Source organism: Pseudomonas xionganensis (genome assembly GCF_009763245.1).
Taxonomy (GTDB): Bacteria; Pseudomonadota; Gammaproteobacteria; order Pseudomonadales; family Pseudomonadaceae; genus Aquipseudomonas; species Aquipseudomonas xionganensis.
This window is the reverse complement of sequence record NZ_WKJZ01000001.1, coordinates 1,940,361-1,956,509: the sequence shown is the minus strand read 5'-3', so window position 1 is coordinate 1,956,509 and position 16,149 is coordinate 1,940,361. Positions and strand designations below refer to the sequence as shown.

15 protein-coding genes and 2 tRNA genes are annotated in these 16,149 nt (G+C 63.3%); 6 read left to right on the top strand and 11 right to left on the bottom strand.

Annotated features, from left to right (window positions below; all coding sequences use genetic code 11):
• Positions 1–27 precede the first annotated feature (27 nt).
• Complete coding sequence (locus GJV18_RS09170) at positions 28–1,782, top strand: bifunctional diguanylate cyclase/phosphodiesterase (protein WP_160344657.1); 1,755 nt, start codon at positions 28–30, stop codon at positions 1,780–1,782.
• A 7-nt stretch (positions 1,783–1,789) separates the two neighbouring features.
• Here the strand turns inward: GJV18_RS09170 and GJV18_RS09165 are convergent, their stop codons facing one another.
• Genes GJV18_RS09165 through GJV18_RS09155 form a run of 3 tightly spaced genes read right to left on the bottom strand, consistent with a single transcriptional unit; the run spans position 1,790 to position 2,937 of the window.
• Positions 1,790–2,257: a sel1 repeat family protein gene (locus GJV18_RS09165; protein WP_160344655.1), complete on the bottom strand. Its 468-nt coding sequence runs from the start codon at positions 2,255–2,257 to the stop codon at positions 1,790–1,792.
• On the bottom strand, positions 2,258–2,623 hold the full coding sequence (locus GJV18_RS09160; protein ID WP_160344653.1) for a hypothetical protein: 366 nt from the start codon (positions 2,621–2,623) through the stop codon (positions 2,258–2,260).
• Entirely contained in the window at positions 2,620–2,937 is a 318-nt protein-coding gene (locus GJV18_RS09155) for a helix-turn-helix domain-containing protein (protein WP_160344651.1), read from the bottom strand. Before GJV18_RS09155 ends, GJV18_RS09160 begins: the two co-directional genes overlap by 4 nt.
• 124 nt (positions 2,938–3,061) lie before the next feature.
• Here GJV18_RS09155 and GJV18_RS09150 point away from each other — a divergent pair, with 124 nt between their 5' ends.
• A complete protein-coding gene (locus GJV18_RS09150; RefSeq protein WP_233280087.1) occupies positions 3,062–3,784 on the top strand; it encodes a substrate-binding periplasmic protein in 723 nt (240 codons plus the stop codon).
• Between the two features lie 8 nt (positions 3,785–3,792).
• Here the strand turns inward: GJV18_RS09150 and GJV18_RS09145 are convergent, their stop codons facing one another.
• From GJV18_RS09145 to GJV18_RS09130, 4 genes are all read right to left on the bottom strand, one after another.
• Positions 3,793–4,248 (bottom strand): YkvA family protein, encoded by a 456-nt coding sequence (locus GJV18_RS09145; RefSeq protein ID WP_160344649.1) that lies wholly within the window; start codon positions 4,246–4,248, stop codon positions 3,793–3,795.
• Positions 4,249–4,614: 366 nt separating this feature from the next.
• Positions 4,615–5,322, bottom strand: coding sequence for an FKBP-type peptidyl-prolyl cis-trans isomerase (locus tag GJV18_RS09140; RefSeq protein WP_160344648.1), 708 nt, complete (start codon positions 5,320–5,322; stop codon positions 4,615–4,617).
• Positions 5,323–5,523: 201 nt separating this feature from the next.
• A tRNA-Asp gene (locus tag GJV18_RS09135) sits at positions 5,524–5,600 on the bottom strand.
• A 22-nt stretch (positions 5,601–5,622) separates the two neighbouring features.
• Positions 5,623–5,698, bottom strand: a tRNA-Val gene (locus GJV18_RS09130).
• A gap of 269 nt (positions 5,699–5,967) precedes the next feature.
• Here GJV18_RS09130 and rdgC point away from each other — a divergent pair.
• Both rdgC and sugE read left to right on the top strand, forming a co-directional pair.
• Positions 5,968–6,888 (top strand): recombination-associated protein RdgC, encoded by a 921-nt coding sequence (gene rdgC / locus GJV18_RS09125; RefSeq protein ID WP_160344646.1) that lies wholly within the window; start codon positions 5,968–5,970, stop codon positions 6,886–6,888.
• A 147-nt stretch (positions 6,889–7,035) separates the two neighbouring features.
• Entirely contained in the window at positions 7,036–7,350 is a 315-nt protein-coding gene (sugE, locus tag GJV18_RS09120) for a quaternary ammonium compound efflux SMR transporter SugE (RefSeq protein WP_160344644.1), read from the top strand.
• 57 nt (positions 7,351–7,407) lie between these two features.
• Here sugE and GJV18_RS09115 read toward each other — a convergent pair whose 3' ends face one another.
• The 4 genes from GJV18_RS09115 to GJV18_RS09100 form a co-directional block, all read right to left on the bottom strand.
• Positions 7,408–9,282: an MFS transporter gene (locus GJV18_RS09115; protein ID WP_160344642.1), complete on the bottom strand. Its 1,875-nt coding sequence runs from the start codon at positions 9,280–9,282 to the stop codon at positions 7,408–7,410.
• A gap of 113 nt (positions 9,283–9,395) precedes the next feature.
• On the bottom strand, positions 9,396–9,725 hold the full coding sequence (locus tag GJV18_RS09110; RefSeq protein WP_160344640.1) for an AzlD domain-containing protein: 330 nt from the start codon (positions 9,723–9,725) through the stop codon (positions 9,396–9,398).
• Entirely contained in the window at positions 9,722–10,408 is a 687-nt protein-coding gene (locus GJV18_RS09105) for an AzlC family ABC transporter permease (protein ID WP_160346062.1), read from the bottom strand. Before GJV18_RS09105 ends, GJV18_RS09110 begins: the two co-directional genes overlap by 4 nt.
• 53 nt (positions 10,409–10,461) lie before the next feature.
• Positions 10,462–11,031, bottom strand: a complete 570-nt coding sequence (locus GJV18_RS09100) for a GNAT family N-acetyltransferase (protein ID WP_160344638.1) — start codon at positions 11,029–11,031, stop codon at positions 10,462–10,464.
• Between the two features lie 258 nt (positions 11,032–11,289).
• On the opposite strand from GJV18_RS09100, the gene GJV18_RS09095 reads away from it, so the two are divergent.
• Positions 11,290–14,766 carry a hybrid sensor histidine kinase/response regulator gene (locus tag GJV18_RS09095; protein ID WP_160344636.1) on the top strand — a complete coding sequence of 1,159 codons (3,477 nt, stop codon included), beginning with the start codon at positions 11,290–11,292 and terminating at the stop codon, positions 14,764–14,766.
• 67 nt (positions 14,767–14,833) lie between these two features.
• The gene (locus tag GJV18_RS09090) at positions 14,834–16,090 is read left to right on the top strand and encodes an MgtC/SapB family protein (RefSeq protein ID WP_160344634.1); all 1,257 of its coding nucleotides are present in this window, start codon (positions 14,834–14,836) and stop codon (positions 16,088–16,090) included.
• The last annotated feature ends 59 nt before the right edge of the window (positions 16,091–16,149 follow it).

Sequence of the window (16,149 nt, the reverse complement as noted above, 5' to 3'; positions counted from 1 at the left end):
CCCTCGTTTTTTGCCCAGAGACCCGCCATGATCATCACCGAGCAGTTGAGCGAGCTGGACAGCATCCTTGCCAAAGGCGAGCTGCACAGCCTGTTCCAGCCCATCGTCTCACTCTCCGAACGCAGCATCCTTGGCTACGAAGCCCTGAGCCGCGGCCCGTCCAACAGTGCCCTGCACGCCCCCCTGAACCTGTTCGCCGTGGCCCGGCATAGCGGCCGCCTGAGCGAACTGGAGCTGCTGTGCCGGAAGAAGGCCTGCATGGCCTTCAGCGAGCAGAAACTGCAAGGCAAGCTGTTTCTCAACGTCTCACCCGACTCCCTGCTGGAGCCACGCCACCAGCCCGGCCGCACCCTGCAACTGCTGCAGACCCTTGGCATTCCGCCCAGCCAGGTGGTCATCGAACTGACCGAACAATCACCTACCGAAGACTTTGCCCTGCTCGACACGGCCCTGCATCACTACCGCGCCATGGGTTTCTCCATTGCCCTGGATGATCTGGGCGCCGGCTACTCCAGCCTGCGCCTGTGGTCGGAACTGCGCCCGGACTACGTGAAGATCGACCGCCACTTTATCGACGGCATCCACCAGGATGCGGTCAAGCGCGAATTCGTCGATTCCATTCTGAAAATGGCCAAAGCCTCCCGCGCCCAGGTGATCGCCGAAGGCATCGAGCTCAGTGAAGAACTGGAGGTGCTGGCTGAGATGGGCGTGGATCTGGTTCAGGGCTACCTGCTCAGTCGCCCCCAGGAACAGCCACCGCGCCAGGCCCATCAGCTGTTGCCCAGCCGCACCTGCCACCCGCTCAGCGAGGAAGCCTGCGAGCTGCATGGCCTGCTTACCCCCCAGGTCGCCGTCCAGCTGGATACGCCCATCTGCGAAGTGCTGGAGCTGTTCCGCGCCCAGGCCAGCCTCAACTCCCTGGCGGTACTCAACCCGCTGCAGCAACCGGTGGGCATCGTCCACCGTAACAGCCTGTCCGAAGCCCTGCTCAAGCCCTTCGCTGCGGAAATCTTTGCACGCAAGCCGATCAGCCGGCTGATGAGCGATGACTTTCTCGCCGTGGAAATCGATCAGTCGTTGCAACAGGTCAGCCGCCTGCTGACCAACCGCGCCCGGCAGCGCATCGAGGAAGACTTCATCATCACCCAGGGCAACGTCTACAAGGGCCTGGGCCGGGTGATCGACGTGCTGCGCCTGATCACCGAGTTGAAGATCCAGCAGGCCCGCCACGCCAACCCGCTGACCCTGCTACCGGGCAATGTACCCATCCAGCAGTGCCTGGGCCGCCTGCTGGAGCAGGGCCGTGAAGCGTTGATCTGCTATGTGGATATCGACAGTTTCAAGCCGTTCAACGACCTCTACGGCTATGCCAAGGGCGACGAAGTGCTGCTGTGCCTGGCCCAGTGCCTGAAGGAGAAGGTCGATCCGGCGCGGGATTTTGTCGGCCATATCGGCGGCGACGACTTTCTCCTGGTGCTCAGCGCCGAGGACTGGCGGCCACGTCTGAATCGCCTGCTGGAAGATTTCCAGAACCAGTGCCGGCGCTTCTATCGCGAGGAAGACCTGCAGGCCGGCTGTTTTATCTCCCGTGACCGCCAGGGCAAGCGCCGGGAGTTCCCGCTGCTGTCACTTTCCCTGGGGGTGGTCCACCTGTACCCCGAGCAATGCCCGCATCTGGATGCCGGCCAGCTGGCGGCCCTGGCTTCGGAGGCCAAGCGCAGTGCCAAGGCAATACCGGGCTACAGCCTGCATATTATCGACACCCACAAGCTATCGGCCTGACCGAGCCTCACAGGCCCAGCGCGGCCGCCCGCGCCCGATACTGCTGGCTGAGCGCGTTATCGACGGCAATACCTGGCGCACCTTCGGCATACAGCCTGGCCAGACGCTGGGCCGCCAGCGGGTGACCGGCGTCAGCCGCCAGCTGCCACCAGCGCTGCGCATCAAGGGGAGCGGGACTGCGACCGCTGTCGCCCTGCCAGCACAACAGCCCCAGCTGATAGGCCGCCTTGCCCTCGCCGCTCTGGGCCGCCAGGGTCAACAGACGCCGGCCCTCCTCCCGCGCCCCCAGGCCCTGGCCACGAAACAGCAGGATATGGCCGTAAAAGCTCTGCGCCCGGTGATCGCCCAGGCGTGCCTGGCGCGCAAACTGGCCTTCCATCCAGCGCCACAGGCGTGGCTGGCGCACCAGCCAGGGCCAGGACAGCAGACGACGGGCCACGGCATAACCCAGACGCGCCCGCAGACGGCTCAGCACCTACTCGCCCTCGGGATAGGCAAATTCGAATACCCGTGCCACTTCGGCGGCATGCCAGGACGCGGCGGCAATACCATCGGGGGCGCCGTTAAAGCGGCCCAGACGGCTGACGCAGTCGAAAAAGCCGGTACGCGGCAGGCGGCTGGCGCCCTGACTGATCACCAGGGCGCTGCGCAGTGGTCGTTCGGCCCGGGCATCCAGGGTTGCCAGATGCTCCAGGGCCGCGGCCAGGGTCTGCATGGCCGGGCTGGGCAAGGCCAGGCGCTCGATCAGCGCCCGGTAGGTCAGCAGATGACGCTGACGCTGGGCATCTTCCAATTCACTGAGCAGGGCCTGCCAGTGCTGACGACTGATACGCACGCTCAAGAGTCCGACTCCCAGCCTTCCACCCCCAGATGCCAGGCCAGGGCACGCAAAATGGCATCGTCCGGCTGGCGCTCGGCGCGTTCGATCATGGCCAGATAAGGCGGGCTGATCCCCACATTACGCGCCAGCTGCTCAGGGCTCAGGCCCTTGGCTTCACGCAGGGCCGTCAACTGGCTCAAACGCGGACGGCTACCGACCACCGGCGCCGTGGTGGCTGTGGCCTGCCCTGCAGCCTGCAGCAGCGCCTGGTACTCGGCCCAGGGCAGCACCGCATACTCCGGTGCGCCGTCGCGCTGAATCACTTGCACACTCATTTATCAATCTCCATGCAACGCATTCACAACTCCCGTGCAGGCCGTCATCTTAACAGCCGAGCGCGGTAAAGCGCGTGATCTATACTCCCGGCATTGAGTCTGGCAGGTCATGGGGGGACAGGTCTTGCGCAACATCACAGCCATGCTGCTACTGACCCTGGCGCTGGGCGCCAGTGCCGAGGAATTGCGCTGGGGGTTTGCCTCAGCCGATGGCATGCCTTACGTCGAGGTGCATGAGCAAGAACTGCGCGGCGGCTTTATCTATCGACTGGGCAATGCCGCCAGCCAGCGCCTGGGGGTGCCGGCGCGTTTCGTGGAAACCCCGAACAAGCGCATCGAAGAATTTATGCTGCGCGGGCGTATCCATGTGATCTGCAACGCCAACCCGCAGTGGATAAACGAACCACAGCGCTTTCACTGGTCGCCCCCACTCTACAGCGAAGAGGATGTGCTGCTGACCCATAGCCAGCAGCCCGCCATCCAGAGCCTGGAAGACCTCTACGGAAAAGTGCTGGGCACTCAGCTCGGCTACGTCTACAGCACGCCACTGATGCAGGCCTTCGCCGAGCAGCGGGTTACCCGCCAGGATGTACGGGACCTGAATGCCAGCATCAATCTGCTGAGCCACCAGCGCCTGGATGCCGTGATCGACATGCGCCGACCGATCAGCTTTCAGCTGGCCAGGCACCCGGATGCGCCCCTGAGGATCAGCCCCTGGATTATCGAGCGCTACGACATGCACTGCAGCTACAGCCCCCAGCTGCCAGTCGACGCCGCGCGTCTGGATCAGGCCTTGCTGGAGTTGCGCGAGCAGGGGCAGATCGAACTGATGCTGGCCACGCCCTGAGCCCCGACCTAGTCCTCCAGCTGCCCCGTTTTGATCTGCGCTTTCGGATCCAGGGGCAGGCGTTCTATCACCCGCAGCACATCCGGAGACTGGGCCTCGCGCCATGCCTGAAACGCTGCCAGCTCATCACGCCAACGGTGCATGACCCAGGTCAGCACGGCCAGGTCATCGACAAACCCCAGCAACGGCAACCAATCCGGCAGCGCATCGAAAGGCGCGACGAAATAAACCAGCCCCGCCACTATGGTCAGCAGCGCCTGAGGATTGATCGCCCGGTATTCACCCCGCCACCAGGCCATGCACAATGCCTGCAGCAACTGCAGATCACGGCCCAGCGCGGACATGCTCAAACCAAGCTTTTCCCGCTTGCGCAAGGCCGAAAGGAGTAATCCCGGCAAGCGCCCCGCCTTGAGGAAACGCTGAGCCAAGCCCAGGTAACGCGAGAAGTTTTTCGGTGTTTTCATCCCCGCTCCTTGCCAGCCCGCGTACTTGCTGGGTCGGCTGGGGTTATCCACCAAAGCTGTGGATAACCTTGTGAACAGATTATTTATAACCCCTGCAAACGCCCAGCCCACGGGGGCTCGACACAGATCGGGCGTTTTTTACCCAGCAAGCAAAAACCCATACAAATCAATGCTTTACCGATAAAGAGCGGCATATTTCAGAAAGTTACCGAGCGCCCACAAGCTATTCCCGAAAAATGTGCATAACAGTAACAGCCACGCCCCATGCAGCCCGGTTACGGCCCTCCCGTCAAGCCCAATTGATCGACAGCAGGCAGAAACGAAAACGCCCCGTCGAGACGGGGCGTTGTCTGCACACAGGGAGGATCAACCCTCTGCGTTGGCATCCTTGATAGCGATCAGTTCCAGATCAAACACCAGTACCGAATTGGCGGGAATGGCCGGGGTCGGGCTCTGCTCACCGTAGGCCAGTTCGCTGGGGATATACAGCTTGTACTTTTCACCTACATGCATCAGCTGCAGACCTTCGACCCAGCCCGGGATCACACCACCCACAGGCAGATCGATGGGGCTACCACGCTCGATGGAGCTGTCGAATACGCTGCCATCGGTCAATTTGCCTTCATAGTGTACGGTCACTACATCATCGGCAGTCGGCTGAGCGCCATCGGCTTTCTTGATCACTTCATACTGCAGACCCGAAGCGGTGGTGATCACACCTTCACGCTTGCCGTTCTCTTCCAGAAAGGCCTTGCCAGCCTTGGCCGACTCTTCATTGAGCGACTGCAGGCGCTGCTCGGAACGCTGCTGCAAAAAGGCAAAGGCCTCCATCAGCTCTTCGTCTTTCAGGCGCTGCTCTTTCTTGCCGATTGCATCTTCGATGCCCTGGGCAACGGCTTGGGAATCCAGATCATCCAGGCCTTCCTGGGCCAGGCTGCGACCCATGTTCAGGCCTATGCCATAGGAGGCCTTCTGCGCGGCGGTTTCCAGTTTGACTTCGCTGGTTGGCGAATCACAACCGGCGAGTACCAGACCCACCAGGGCAACTGCCGCTGCTAAACGATGCTGTTTCATGCTTGTTCCTTGTCCGCTAGGCCCTGGGGCTTTCAATTCGAGTGAAGGCGCGAGCTTAGCAGGCGGTCGCGATCACTGGCTACCGTGCTAGGAACAGGAAAATGCGTATAAGTTCAGGTGTTTAGCTTAAATTTGAGGATTTGCCGGAACGGCAAGATAAAACGCGATTGTCACAGGGGAGGTGAAGCGAGGAGTAAAAAATGGCGCAGCGGACGGGACTCGAACCCGCGACCCCCGGCGTGACAGGCCGGTATTCTAACCGACTGAACTACCGCTGCGCGTAACTTCAAAAAGCGAGTTTGGTGGGTGATGACGGGATCGAACCGCCGACCCTCTGCTTGTAAGGCAGATGCTCTCCCAGCTGAGCTAATCACCCTTCACTCTCGAAGTGGGGCGCATTCTAGACAGCCTTCGACACCTTGGCAAGCACTGTTTTGAAAATTTTTTATTGGCGCAGCAATGGTTTAGCGCAGGCTTGGCCTAACGCCTCAAGCAAGGGAATAATGCGCCCCCAAATAAAACCGGGCAGGCGCGTCGTGGTCTGATGGATCGACGCCGCCCGTATAGCGTTCTGTAGCCAGACGCTGCCGCCCCATCCGCTGCCCGCCCCTGCTGGCCGGCCTGTCAATGGAGATTCACCCCCCTATGTGGTTTCGTAACCTGCTGGTCTATCGCCTCACCCAGGACATCCCCTTTGATGCCGAGGCGCTCGAAACGGCGCTGTTAGCTAAACCGGCCCGCCCTTGCGCCAGCCAGGAACTGAGCACCTATGGCTTTATCGCGCCCTTTGGCAAAGGCGGCGACGCGCCACTGGTACACGTCAGCGGTGACTTCCTGCTGATCGCCGCGCGCAAGGAAGAACGCATCCTGCCGGGCAGCGTGGTGCGCGATGCACTGAAGGACAAGGTCGACGAGATCGAAGCCGAGCAGATGCGCAAGGTCTACAAGAAAGAGCGCGACCAGCTCAAGGACGAAATCGTGCAGACCTTCCTGCCGCGCGCCTTTATTCGCAAATCCGCCACCTTTGCCGCCATCGCGCCCAAGCAGGGCCTGATCCTGGTCGACTCGGCCAGTGCCAAGCGCGCCGAAGACCTGCTTTCGACCCTGCGTGAGGCCATCGGCTCGCTGCCGGTGCGCCCACTGACCGTGAAGATCGCTCCCAGCGCCACCCTCACCGACTGGGTCAAGGCTCAGCAGGCCGCCCCCGACTTCCATGTGCTGGACGAGTGCGAGCTGCGTGACACCCATGAAGACGGCGGCGTGGTGCGTTGCAAGCGCCAGGACCTGACCAGTGACGAAATCCAGCTGCACATGACCTCTGGCAAGCAGGTCACCCAGCTGTCCCTGGCCTGGCAGGACAAGCTGAGCTTCGTGCTGGACGACAAGCTGGTGGTCAAGCGTCTGCGCTTCGAAGACCTGCTGCAGGAGCAAGCGGAACAGGACGGCGGTGACGACGCACTGGGCCAGCAGGACGCCAGCTTCACCCTGATGATGCTGACCCTGGTGGACTTCCTGCCGGCGCTGTTCGAAGCCCTGGGTGGTGAAGAGATTCCCCAGGGAATCTAAGCGCCCCGCAGCCGCAGAGCGACCACTGATCCTCTGCGGCTTGCCCCCCCTGCCAATGTGCAAAATACCGCACAACGTGAGGACGACCTCACCACTCTGCGAGTGACCACCCCGGGACGGCCCCTCTATCTGTTAGTGGAGGTTTGTATGTCCTGGATCATTCTGCTGCTGGCCGGCCTGTTCGAAGTCGGCTGGGCTGTCGGCCTGAAATACAGCGACGGCTTTACCCGACCCCTGCCTACCCTGCTGACTGTTGCGGCGATGATCGTCAGCCTGGCATTGCTCGGCCTGGCCATGAGGCAGTTGCCCCTGGGCACCGCCTATGCGATCTGGACCGGCGTCGGCGCAGTCGGGACGGTAATTGCTGGCATCATCCTGTTTGGCGAGGCCCTGAGCCTGCTGCGCATCGCCAGCGTGGCCCTGATCCTCTGCGGCCTGATCGGGCTAAAGCTCAGCCACTAGCCGCTCGAAACGCACAAAAAAGCCCGCCAAGCTGGCGGGCTTTTTCATCTCGACGATTTAACGCCGCTCACCCCGCAGTTCGGCCACCTGAGCCTGCAGCGACTCGCGCCTGACCAGATCGGGCGCTACCGGCGTACCGGCCACCAGGGTAATGCGCGACCACAGACGCTTGAACAGGCCCTTGTGCGGATCACGGCTGAAAAAGCTGCCCCACAAGCCCTGCAGGGCCATGGGAATCACCGGCACCGGGTTTTCCACGATGATACGTTCGATACCGTTCTTGAACTCATTGAGCTCGCCATCAGTGGTCAACTTGCCTTCCGGGAAGATGCACACCACTTCACCATTGCGCAGATATTCGGCGATTTTCTTGAACGCCGCGTCGTAGATCAGCAGGTCTTCGTTACGCCCGGCAATCGGCACGGTACCGGCGGTGCGGAAGATAAAGTTGAGCACCGGCAGGTTGTAGATCTTGTAGTACATGACAAAGCGTACCGGCCGGCGCACCGCGCCACCGATCAACAGTGCATCGACAAAGGACACATGGTTGCACACCAGCACTGCCGCGCCTTCGTCCGGGATTGCCTCCAACCCCCTGTGCTCTACCCGATACATCGAGTGGCTGAGCAGCCAGATCATAAAGCGCATGCTGAATTCGGGGACGATCTTGAAGATATAGCTGTTGACCGCGATGTTCATCAGCGAAATGGTCAAAAACAGCTGCGGAATCGACAGTTCGGCGACGCTGAGAAAGAGGATCGAGACAATCGCCGAGATCACCATGAATAGCGCATTGAGGATGTTGTTGGCGGCGATCACCCGCGCCCGCTCATGCTCCACCGTGCGCGACTGGATCAGCGCATAGAGCGGCACGATATAGAAGCCACCGAACAGGCCGATACCGAGGATCGAGCCGAGAATCCACCAGGCCTGGCCATGGCCCAGCAGGCTCAGCCAGTCATGGGGCTGCGCAGCCTCGGGGAAACCACCGGAATGCCACCACAGCAGCATGCCGAAAACCGTCAGACCAATGGAGCCGAACGGCACCAGGCCGATCTCCACCTTGTGCCCACTCATGCGCTCACAGAGCATCGAGCCCAGACCAATCCCCAAGGAGAACACGGTAAGAATCAGGGTCACCACACCTTCGTCGCCGTGCAGCCAGTCCTTGGCGTAGGCCGGGATCTGGGTCAGGTAGATGGCGCCGAGAAACCAGAACCAGGAGTTGCCGATCAGCGAACGCGACACCGCCGGGCGCTGGCCCAGGCCAAGCTTCATGATCAGCCAGGACTGGCGCAGGATATTCCAGTCAAGCCTAAGCTCCGGCATGGCCGCCGCCGCCCGGGGAATGCCGCGACTGGCCAGGTAACCGGCTACCGCTACCACCACCACCGAGCTCGCCACGATACTGGCATAGGCGCTATTGGCCATGATGATACCGGCGCCGATGGTGCCGGCGAGAATGGCCAGGAAGGTGCCCATTTCCACCAGGGCGTTACCGCCCACCAGTTCCTCCTCCCTGAGGTGCTGGGGCAGGATCGAGTACTTCACCGGGCCGAACAGCGCCGACTGGGTACCCATGGCGAACAGTACCGCCAGCATCAGCGGCAGATTGCCCAGCAGCACGCCGACGGCGCCCAGGACCATGATGCACACCTCGGCCAGCTTGATCTGGCGGATCAGCGCATCCTTGGCGAACTTCTCGCCAAACTGGCCACCCAGGGCGGAGAACAGGAAGAACGGCAGGATAAACAGCAAGGCGCAGAGATTGACCAAAAGGCTCTTGTCCGCCTCGGCGCTGAGTTTGAACAGGATGGTGAGGATCAGCGCCTGCTTGAAGATATTGTCGTTAAAGGCACCCAGCAGCTGGGTGATAAAAAACGGTAGAAAGCGCTTCTTGCCCAGCAGGGCAAATTGCGATTGTTGGGTCATCGTCCGTGTACCTCTGTTTTAGCCAGGCGAGCGTTGAGCATTTGACTGCAAGAGCGTTGCGCAAAGCCACAACAATGCCGGTTTTTTACCGCAAAATCGGCGCCATGACGCAGTTACAGGGGTAACTGGCCGAACAACCCACGCAGCAGAAAGAACACCAGCAGGCCTCCGCCAATGGTTGCCAGCAGGTGTCGGGTGAGCGCAGCAATGGCAATACACGCCAGCCCCGCCAGCAGGTAGGCATTGTCCAGAGCCAGATGCCAGTGCTGGCCATCAGGTAGCAACATGCCCGGCACCACAATGGCCGTCAGCACTGCGGTGGGCACATAGTGCAGGCCCTGGCGCACCAATGCCGGGAAGCGCAGATCGGGAAAGGCGAACAGGCTGTAGCGAATCACAAAGGTGATCAGCGCCATGCCGAGAATCAGCAGCCAGATGCTCATCGCCCGCCCTCCTCGACCGCCGCCGGCGACTCACGTCGCTCCAGCGCCACACCGATGACGATTCCGCTCAAGGCGGCGGCCATCAGCCCCAGCTTGTAAGGCCAGGCATGGCAGAGCAGCGCCACCGCCGCGGCCACCAGGGCGGCGGCAATCTGTGGCTGATTGCGCAGCGCCGGCACGACGATGCCGATAAAGGTCGCCAGCATGGCGAAGTCCAGGCCCCAGCCCGCCAGATTGGGCACCTGCTGACCGAACAGCGCTCCCACCAGCGAACTGCCGACCCAGGACAGGTAAAGCGCCACGGCGACACCGGCGTGATACCACTGCGCGTGATCGGCCATGCCACGGCTCAGGTAACGACGTTGCACCACGGCAAAGGTTTCGTCGGTCAGGCCGAAGGCCAGGGGCAGGCGCCAGCGCTGCGACAAGCCACCGACATAGGGTTGCAGGGCGGCGCTGTAGAGCACATGGCGCAGGTTGACGACAAAGGTGGTGAGCAGAATCACCGCCATACCACTGCCCAGCCCCAGCAGGCTGATGGCGATAAACTGCGCCGAACCGGCATACACCAGCAGCGACATGCCCAGTGCCTGCCACAGCGTCAGGCCGGCCAGCGAGGCCAGCGCACCGTAGATCAGGCCGAACGGCAGGATGCCGACAATCATCGGAATGCTGTCACGCATTCCCTGCAGCAGGCTGCGCGCACGACTGACAGTCACAACACGGGCTCGATGACTTATGCGCTAAAGCGCGCCTCCATCTGCTGCTTGAGCGCCGGCCACTCGTGATCGGTGATGCTGTACAGCAGCGTATCGTCCAGACGACCGTCATCCAGGCGGCGATGATTGCGCAGCAAGCCCTCACGCACGGCCCCAAGCTTTTCGATGGCCCGCTGCGAGCGCAGATTGCTGGCCGCGGTCTTCAGCTGCACCCGCACCATCTGCCAGTTGTCGAAGGCATGCTTGAGCATCAGGTATTTGATCTGGGTATTCAGCCCGCTGCCGTGCTGGCCCTGATCCAGCCAGGTCCAGCCGATCTCACAGGCCGGCAGATTGGTCATAAAGTCGCCATAGCGGGTAGTGCCCAGCAGCTGCTCGCCCAGGCGTACCACCAGCGGCAGGGCCTTGCCGGCGCTCTGTTCCTTGAGGGCCTGGCGATACCAGTCCAGACGCTGAGTGCCGTTCATATAGACGAGCTGTTGGCGATTGGCCTCGGCCAACTCGGCCAGGGCATGGACATCACTTTCCTGCATGGGGTCCAGACGCAACGCTCCGCGTTGCAGACTGACAGGTTGCGGCTTGAACATCGGGGATCCCTCCACGGAATACGGCGCAGGCGGGCACGCTATCAGGCCCGCGTGCTGTGCACAATCCACAACAGGGATGATTGCCGACTCCAGGCCCGACCTGCGACCTTGGTCGCGCCTGACGCCCCGGTATATTGCTGCAACACTGTTATGCAGTATTGTCCCGGCGTATGCGCAGGCCGGCTGACCCCGTCAGGAAAGCTGCACAGGCCCTCATCTCGACCGGGCAAGGCCCGACGTTATACCAGTGGAGTACCCATGACCCTGTCCAGCGGGCTGATTGCCAGCGTTGCCCTGATCTATATGGCCCTGCTGTTCACCATCGCCTTCTATGGCGATCGCCGTCGCGCCCCGATGTCACCGCAGGTGCGCGCCTGGGTCTACTCGCTGTCGCTGGCGGTGTACTGCACCAGCTGGACCTTCTTCGGCGCCGTGGGCCAGGCCGCCGAGCAGTTGTGGGCCTTTCTGCCGATCTATCTCGGGCCGATCATCATTCTGATCTTCACCCCCTGGGTGCTGCAGAAGATGGTGATGATCAGCAAACAGGAAAACATCACCTCCATCGCCGACTTTATCGCCGCCCGCTACGGCAAGTCGCAGAACCTGGCGGTGGTGGTGGCGCTGATCTGCCTGGTGGGCGTGCTGCCCTATATCGCCCTGCAGCTCAAGGGCATCGTCCTCGGGGTCAACCTGCTGGTGGGGGCTGGGGCCGAGTCCGCCGGCACCCGCGCCCAGGACACGGCGCTGATCGTGTCACTGATCCTGGCGCTCTTCACCATTCTGTTCGGTACGCGCAATCTGGATGTCACCGAGCACCACCGCGGCATGGTCCTGGCGATTGCCTTCGAGTCCCTGGTCAAGCTGCTGGCCTTCCTCGCAGTCGGCACTTTTGTCACCTACGGCCTGTACAACGGTTTCGGCGATCTGTTCAGCCAGGCCAAAGCCAGTCCGGCCCTCGACGAGTTCTGGGCGCATACGGTGAACTGGCCGGCCATGCTGACCCAGACCGGCCTGGCGATGATCGCCATCATCTGCCTGCCGCGGCAGTTCCATGTCACCGTGGTGGAAAATATCGAGCCGAAGGACCTCAACCTGGCGCGCTGGGTGTTCCCCGCCTACCTGGTGCTGGCCGCACTGTTCGTGGTGCCCATCGCCCTGGCCGGGCAGATGCTGCTGCCGGTCGGCGTCACCCCGGACTCCTTCGTCATCAGCCTGCCCCTGGCCCAGGCCCACCCGGCCCTGGCCCTGCTGGCCTTTATCGGCGGCGCCTCGGCGGCCACCGGCATGGTCATCGTGGCCTCGGTGGCGCTGTCGACCATGATCAGCAACGACATGCTGCTGCCGGCCCTGCTGCGCCGGAAAAACACCGAGCGCCCCTTCGAGGCCTTCCGCCACTGGATGCTCACGGCCCGCCGCGTCAGCATCGTGCTGATCCTGCTGCTGGCCTATGTCTGCTATCGCCTGCTCGGCGAGGGCGCCAGCCTGGCCACCATCGGCCAGGTGTCGTTCGCCGCCATCGGCCAGCTGGCCCCGGCCATGTTCGGCGCCCTGGTGTGGAAGCAGGCCAACCGCCAGGGGGTGTTCGCCGGGCTAATCTTTGGCGCCCTGATCTGGTTCTACACCCTGATCCTGCCCCTGATTGCCCGCGGCCTGGGCTGGCCGCTGGAGGTATTCCCCGGGCTGCAGACCCTGCTGCATGCGCCCATCGGCTTTCAGATGGACGCCCTGACCCGCGGCGTGTTGCTGTCCCTGGCAGGCAACTTCCTGCTGTTTGCCTGGGTGTCCTATTTCTCCCGCACCCGGGTCGCCGAGCACTGGCAGGCCGGGCGCTTTATCGGCCATGACTTCGGCGCCAAACCCAGCAGCCGCAGCCTGCTGGCGGTGCAGGTGGACGATCTGCTGCTGCTGGCCAGTCGCTTTGTCGGCGAGGATCGGGCGCGGCAGAGCTTTATGCGTTTCGCCTACCGCCAGGGCAAGCCCTTCGACCCCAACCAGACGGCCAACAGCGACTGGATCGCCCATACCGAACGCCTGCTGGCCGGGGTACTGGGCGCCTCCAGCACCCGCGCGGTGGTCAAGGCCGCCATTGAAGGGCGCGAGATGCAGGTCGAGGACGTCGTACGCATCGTCGACGAAGCATCCGAGGTGCTGCAGTTCAACCGCGCCCTGTTGCAGGGCGCGATCGAGAACATCACCCAGGGCATCAGCGTGGTCGACCAGAACCTGCGCCTGGTGGCCTGGAATCACCGCTATATCGAGCTGTTCAACTACCCCGAGGGCCAGGTCTATGTGGGCCGCCCGGTGGCCGAACTGATCCGTTTCAACGCCCAGCGCGGCCTGCTCGGCAGTGGCGATATCGAGGAGCATGTGAGCAAGCGCCTGTACTGGATGCGCCAGGGCACCGCGCACACCTCCGAGCGCCTGTTCCCCAATGGCCGGGTCATCGAACTGATCGGCAACCCCATGCCTGGCGGCGGTTTCGTCATGAGTTTCACCGACATCACCGAGTTCCGCGAGGCCGAGCGCGCCCTCAAGGAAGCCAACGAGGGCCTGGAGCAGCGGGTGGCCGAACGCACCTTCGAGCTGTCCCAGCTCAACCAGGCGCTGGGCGATGCCAAGGCGGTGGCCGAAGCCGCCAACCAGTCGAAGACGCGCTTTCTCGCGGCCGTCAGCCATGACCTGATGCAACCCTTGAACGCCGCCCGCCTGTTCTCCGCCGCCCTGTCCCACCAGGAAGACAGCCTGCCCCTGGAGGCCCGGGAACTGGTGCGGCACCTGGACAGTTCACTGCGCTCGGCCGAAGACCTGATCAGCGACCTGCTGGATATCTCGCGCCTGGAAAATGGCCGTATCAACCCGGAACGCCAGCCCTTTGTGCTCAATGAGTTGTTTGCCACCCTGGGCACCGAATTCCGCGCCCTGGCCAATGAGCAGGGTATCGACCTGCGCATCCGTGGCAGCCGCCTGCGCGTGGACAGCGACAGCAAGCTGCTGCGCCGGGTGCTGCAGAACTTCCTGACCAACGCCTTCCGCTACGCCAAGGGCCGCGTGTTGCTGGGCGTGCGTCGCCAGGGTGGGCAATTGCGCCTGGAAGTCTGGGACCGCGGCCCGGGCATCCCCGAGGACAAGCGCAAGGTGATCTTCGAGGAATTCAAACGCCTGGACAGCCACCAGACCCGCGCCGAAAAGGGCCTGGGCCTGGGCCTGGCGATTGCCGACGGCCTGTGCCGGGTGCTCGGTCATCGCCTGGAGGTGCGTTCCTGGCCGGGCAAAGGCAGCGTGTTCAGCGTCTGCATCCCCCTGGCCCAGCAGAGCACGCCCAAACCCGTGGCGGCGCCCGTGGAAATCAACGGCCAGGCCCTGAGCGGCGCCCAGGTGCTGTGCATCGACAACGAGGACAGCATCCTCACCGGCATGCACAGCCTGCTGTCGCGCTGGGGTTGCCAGGTGTGGACGGCGCGCAACCGCCTGGAATGCGAGCACCTGCTCAGCGAAGACGTGCGCCCGCAACTGGCCCTGGTGGACTACCACCTGGACGAAGGCGAAACCGGTACCGAGCTGATGGCCTGGCTGCGCACCCGCCTGGGCGAACCGCTGCCCGGCGTGGTGATCAGTGCCGACGGCCGTCCGGAGCTGGTGGCCCAGGTACACGCCGCGGGTCTGGATTTCCTGGCCAAACCGGTCAAGCCGGCGGCCTTGCGCGCCCTGCTCAGCCGTCATCTAAGTCTGCGTTGAGCTGAGGCAACACCCTCTGCACGCCGGCAGCTAAACTGCCGGCATCGCCCCAATTCAAGGCCGCAGCATGCCCGATGCCCTCGACACCCTGCTGAACTTTGCCAGTGCCCTGGCCGCCGGGCTGCTGATCGGCGCCGAGCGCGGCTGGCAAAGCCGCAATGATGACGACCGGCAGTTGGTGGCCGGTATCCGCACCTTTGCCCTCAGCGCCCTGCTCGGCGGCTTCGCCCTGCTGCTGGGCGAGCGTTTTGGCGTGGTCGCCTGGGCGGTGATCTTCGCCAGCTTCGCCGCCCTGGTGATCGCCTCCTACTTCGGCGAATTGCAGCGCACCGGCGATATGGGCCTGACCAGTGAAGTGGCCATGCTGATCACCTTCCTGCTCGGCAGCCTGGCTGTGGCCGGCCACCCGCCCCTGGCCGCAGCCGGGGCCGTGGCGGTGGCCTTGCTGCTGAGCCTCAAACGGGTGCTGCACGGCGCCCTGCAGCAACTGAGTGAGGAGGAACTGTCCGGTACCCTCAAGCTGCTGTTTATCTCCCTGGTGCTTCTGCCGGCCCTGCCCAACCAGGGCTATGGCCCCTGGCAGGCGTTCAACCCCTATGTGATCTGGTGGATGGTGGTGCTGATCGCCGCCATCGGCTTTGCCGCCTATATCGCCATCCGCCTGGTCGGTACCCGCCATGGCCTGCTGATCACCGCCCTGCTCGGCGGCATCGTCGCCTCCACCGCCATGACCGTCACCCTGGCGCGCCTGGCCGAAGGCCGCAGGCTCAATGCACTGCTGGCCTGCGGCCTGCTGGCGACCTCGGCCCTGATGTTCCCGCGCGTCCTGCTGGAAGTCGGCCTGGTCAATCCCGGACTGCTGCCGCAGTTGATCTGGCCGCTGCTCGGCGCCACCCTGATCTATGCCGGCGGCGCCTGGCTGTACTACCGACGTGCCGATAATGAAGTGGCGGACAGCGCCGATGCGCCGCTGAAAAACCCCTTCGAACTGGCCCCGGCCCTGCGCTTCGCCGCCCTGCTGGCGCTGATCCTGCTGCTGGTGGAAGCGGCCCAGGCCTGGTTCGGCGATCGCGGCGTGTATGCCGTGGCCCTGCTCTCCGGGCTGGCGGATGTCGATGCCATCACCCTGTCCCTGGCCCGCAGCGCCCAGGGTGAGCTGGGCAATGAGGTCGCTGTACGCGGCATCTTTCTCGCCGCCTTGAGCAACAGCCTGGTCAAGGCCTTTCTGGTCGTCCTGATTGGCGGCCGGGCCCTGGCCGTGCTGATCCTGCCGGTGATGGCCGCCGGCCTGCTGTTCGGCGCCCTGATCCTGCTTCTGCTGTAGCGCCCGACTTTTCGCCGGCTGCGGTCAGCCGCCCGATTACCGAGAATCGGCCGATCCAG